This window comes from Wolbachia endosymbiont of Cardiocondyla obscurior (genome assembly GCF_902713635.1).
In the GTDB taxonomy this organism is placed as follows: domain Bacteria; phylum Pseudomonadota; class Alphaproteobacteria; order Rickettsiales; family Anaplasmataceae; genus Wolbachia; species Wolbachia pipientis.
The window spans coordinates 1-4,113 of the sequence record NZ_CACTIU010000086.1 but is presented as its reverse complement, the minus strand read 5'-3'; the positions used below and the strand labels follow the sequence as shown (position 1 = coordinate 4,113).

Here is a 4,113-nt window from a genome sequence, read left to right as displayed (position 1 = left end):
TAAGCACGCCTTTTAGTTAACCTTCATTTTAGTCACCCTCCTTTCCTTCTTTTTATCGCTTGATTCGCAGCAGGTCTATAGATAGCAGCCTCGTGCAGAGGAGTATCAATCCCGCACTTTTATAAATCGACCAGTTTTAGGAATACGTATTGCCAATAGTAGACCTGATGGGAATCAAGGGATGAAAATTTAGAATATGAGATTAGGTAAAAACATTAAGAAAAAAGATTAAAAACCATGCCTCAAATTCACAATTCCTGCGATAATATTGAATCTCAAGTTATGTTTCTTCTGAAAATTGCGGTAAACATGTGACATAATCTTAAAAACTTTAATCTCTCTAATCTTATTTTCTACACTCATCCTGAACGATGCCAATTTTCGATCGTTCTCCTTCTGCTCCGCATTTAGCGCCTTTTTACGGTATTTTTTGTACGGAATCACAACATTTTTCTGTACCTTTTGCCAACCTTGATAGCCAGAATCAGCGTATTTTATACTATCTACTGGCAGAAATTTCTCTTGCTTTCGTATCCTAAAGTCATGCATTCGACCTCTGTGTGATCTTGAAATAGACATAATTCTACCATTTTCCTCAATTACAATTTCGGTTTTTATTGTGGTTGTTTTCTTTTTTCCAGAGTAACTTTTCTTTCTTTTTTTATTGTTTTTCCGTCTCTGTATCGGTTGCTCCGTTACATCTGCCAAAATTTTCAAAATCCTTTCTGCCGTTAGGGTTCTGTCTTTTTTTATAGCGATTTTTCTTGCCAACAGCGGCTCCATTTTCTTTAAAAGTCGGCAAATATTTGCATTGTGTAATTTGAATAAACAGCCCAAAAATCTCTGTGTCATGTAGTCACGGTAATACAAAATTACGCAGAATATTTTATCTTCCAAGGTTGGTAGATGCGACTTTCTTCCATGACATTTTTTTTGTTTTTCAATTTTCTCCCATTCTGGACGCACTTTTTCTACAATTTTTTCAAATTCCTCTACTTTTAGCACTGTTATATCGCGGAAGTTTCTTCGATGTTTCTTTAGGTTATGGTGGTTTAACCCCATTTTGCCTCATTTTTGTTTGTACTATTCTTCTTGATACCATACTTTCATCCTCTTTTCTCTTGTTTTGCATAAGGTCTTTTGTTTCTTAATGTTTTTACCTAATCTCATATTCTAAATTTTCATCCCTTGATTCCCATCAGGTCTGTTGCTTCGGTTGCTTGCACTACTTCTTCTATGTTCTTGCTATTTCTCAAGCTATCAAGATATTCTCTAGCTGTCATAATTACTTCTTTTTTATTTAGATGGTCCTGACGTTTTTCGCTACTTAAATTCATATCAGCATTGATAAGCAACGGTACACTTGTGTTTTTAACACTTTGAGCATTAATTATACAGAAACTGGTTTTCTCCTTTCGACCATTGTTGATACGGACCTCTCCAATTAATTTTTTTAAGACCAATTCTAGCAAACTTGGTTCTTCTCCGTTCTTTTTATTCCAAGTTTGAAAATAGTAATATATGTTTTCCCACCTTGGAAAGTTCTTTGGCAATATTCTTCACTGGCAGCCACTTTTCAGGACGTATAGCACTACACAAAACACATCATATAAGTCAAGTTTTCTTGGTTTTGTTCTTTTTTTACTATTTTCTAAAATTGCTCTGATTTTTCCAAATTGCTTTCGACTTATATCACTTGGATAACTTTTTTGCATAGATATATACCTCTTTCTTAAATCTATGCCTATTTTAACTCATATTTCCAAGATTCTTAACAGGTTCTAAGGAAAGTTAACGCAGCCAAAGCAAGTGTAACAGATATTTCCAAGTAAGACATTTTTAAACAACTTATATTGGTTGCAAATTTTATTTTAAGTGTTATAGTAAAGTATTTAACGAGGCAAAATGGAAGATAGAGATATTTTTTTATTCTTAGTTACTCTGCTAGGGTATGATGTTAATCAAACGGTGTATGGATATAGACATACTCTTTTACATTTAGCTATTGAGAGAGGCAATTTCGAGGCAGTGAATTATTTATTAGAAAAAGGTGCTGATGTTAATAAAGCAGATAGATATGAACGTACTCCTTTAAACTTAGCTGTTCAACTAGGTAATCTTAAGATAGTAAATGCTTTAGTAGGAAGAGGTGCTGATGTTAATAAAGCAAATAAGTGTGGAAATACTCCTTTACATTTAGCTATTGAGAGAGGCAATTTCAAGGCAGTGAATGCCTTAGTAGGAAGAGGTGCTGATGTTAATCAAACGGATGGATATGGACGTACTCCTTTACATTTGGCTATTGAGAAAGGCAATTTCGAGGCAGTGAATGCTTTAGTAGGAAGAGGTGCTGATATTAATAAAGCAGATAATCGTGGATATACTCCTTTACATTTTGCTGCTCAAATAGGTAATGCTGAGATAATAAATGCTCTAATATCACATCAAGTGGGTGATGATATATGTACACCTTTACATTTAGCTGTTCTAAGGAACGATATGGAGTTAGTAAATAGTCTAATAGAACGAGGGGTTGATGTTAATAAAGCAAATAAGTATGGATATACTCCTTTACATTTTGCTATTGAGAGAGGCAATTTCGAGGCAGTGAATGCTCTAATATCACATCAAGTGGGTGATGATATATGTACACCTTTACATTTAGCTGTTCTAAGGAACGATATGGAGTTAGTAAATAGTCTAATAGAACAAGGGGCTGATGTTGATGAAGTAAGCAGAGATAGATACACTCCTTTGCACTTAGCTGTTCAAGTAGGTAATGTTGAGCTAATAAATGCTCTAATAAAAAGAAGTGCCGATATTAATAGGGTAGATAGACATGAGCATACTGTTTTGCATTGGGCTATTAAAAGCAACAATATACAGGTAGTAAATGTCCTAATAGAACGGGGGGCTGATGTTAATAAAGCAAATAGGGATGGGTATACTCCTTTGCACTTAGCTGTTCAAGCAGGTAATGTTGAGCTAATAAATGCTCTAATAAAAAGAAGTGCCGATATTAATAGGGTGGATAGACATGAGCATACTGTTTTGTATTGGGCTATTAAAAGCAACAATATACAGGTAGTAAATGTCCTAATAGAACGGGGGGCTGATGTTAATAAAGCAAATAGGGATGGATTTACTCCTTTACATTTTGCTGTTGAAGGAGGCAATTTTGAGGTAGTAAATACCTTAATAGAACGAGGGGCTGATATTAAAATGGATATTGGCTATCCTTTAAATTGGGCTATACATTATGGCTTTCAAGATATAGCAGAGCTTTTAATACAACATGAAGTTAAATTAAAAGGTTGCAATGTAAGAAAGCCACGATATCTCGTGCAACATAATTCCGATCTTGAAAGAGAAATGTCAGAATATATTGATAGATGTGTGAATGAAATAGAAGGGATAAAAAAAGAAATAATTAATGGTAATGTTACATTTTACGATCTTTTGACAAGCAAAGGTAATAAATTAGCATCTTTGATGCGTAATAAAGATATAGTAACAGTATTGGAGAAAGGTGAATATAAAAGTAAATTTCCTACGTATTCCAAGATAATGGAAAGTCAATATGAAATAGGAAAGAAGAATTTACAACTATTCGATCAAGCTTTGAAAGTAATCTCCAATCTTTTTGTAGTGAAAAATTTACCTCGAGAAATAAATGAAATGATAGTAAAATATCTACCAAGTAGTTTCGATAGAAAATCCTTAATTGAGTTGGTAAAGGTGAAAGAGCTACCTAATGAGAAAGTGATAGAGAGAAGGTCTTCATTAGAGCATAAAACTATACCTACTACTCAAACTGTGCAAGACATATTAACACAAATAAGAGGGATTCTTGATAACCAACAGATAGAAGTAAATGATCTGCTTACACTGGAATTTGCAACAAGTGCTGGCTATTATGATTACTGGCTTCAACAAATTGATATAGCCCGTGCTGCAAGATTGCTATATCAGCTTCGTAATGAAGGTAATCACACTTTTGAAGTAGCTAATTTGGCGGGGAATGACGGTAACGAGTACATTGTTAGAGTATTAAATCAATTTAGGGAAAATGAAAAACAACAGCGTTTAACCTTAATCATTACTTTAGATAAT

General features: G+C 33.9%; 4 protein-coding genes. 1 reads left to right on the top strand and 3 read right to left on the bottom strand.

Going from position 1 to position 4,113, the window contains the following annotated elements; translation table 11 throughout:
- Positions 1-228 precede the first annotated feature (228 nt).
- The 3 genes from WOCAOBSORBRA_RS05680 to WOCAOBSORBRA_RS05670 all read right to left on the bottom strand — a co-directional run bounded on the left by WOCAOBSORBRA_RS05680 (position 229) and on the right by WOCAOBSORBRA_RS05670 (position 1,715).
- Complete coding sequence (locus WOCAOBSORBRA_RS05680; RefSeq protein ID WP_174516121.1) at positions 229-1,062, bottom strand: transposase family protein; 834 nt, start codon at positions 1,060-1,062, stop codon at positions 229-231.
- 119 nt (positions 1,063-1,181) lie between these two features.
- Positions 1,182-1,553 (bottom strand): hypothetical protein, encoded by a 372-nt coding sequence (locus WOCAOBSORBRA_RS05675; protein WP_174516120.1) that lies wholly within the window; start codon positions 1,551-1,553, stop codon positions 1,182-1,184.
- A 6-nt stretch (positions 1,554-1,559) separates the two neighbouring features.
- Positions 1,560-1,715 carry a hypothetical protein gene (locus tag WOCAOBSORBRA_RS05670; RefSeq protein WP_174516119.1) on the bottom strand — a complete coding sequence of 52 codons (156 nt, stop codon included), beginning with the start codon at positions 1,713-1,715 and terminating at the stop codon, positions 1,560-1,562.
- Between the two features lie 190 nt (positions 1,716-1,905).
- Between WOCAOBSORBRA_RS05670 and WOCAOBSORBRA_RS05665 the strand changes: the two genes are divergently transcribed.
- Positions 1,906-4,113, top strand: a 2,208-nt coding sequence (locus WOCAOBSORBRA_RS05665; RefSeq protein WP_174516118.1) for an ankyrin repeat domain-containing protein, incomplete at its 3' end; no start/stop codon positions are given.

Bases quoted from the DNA above. Each gene is read 5' to 3' on its own strand.
- WOCAOBSORBRA_RS05670 (WP_174516119.1), bottom strand. From the start codon at position 1,715: ATGCAAAAAAGTTATCCAAGTGATATAAGTCGAAAGCAATTTGGAAAA.
- WOCAOBSORBRA_RS05680 (WP_174516121.1), bottom strand. From the start codon at position 1,062: ATGGGGTTAAACCACCATAACCTAAAGAAACATCGAAGAAACTTCCGC.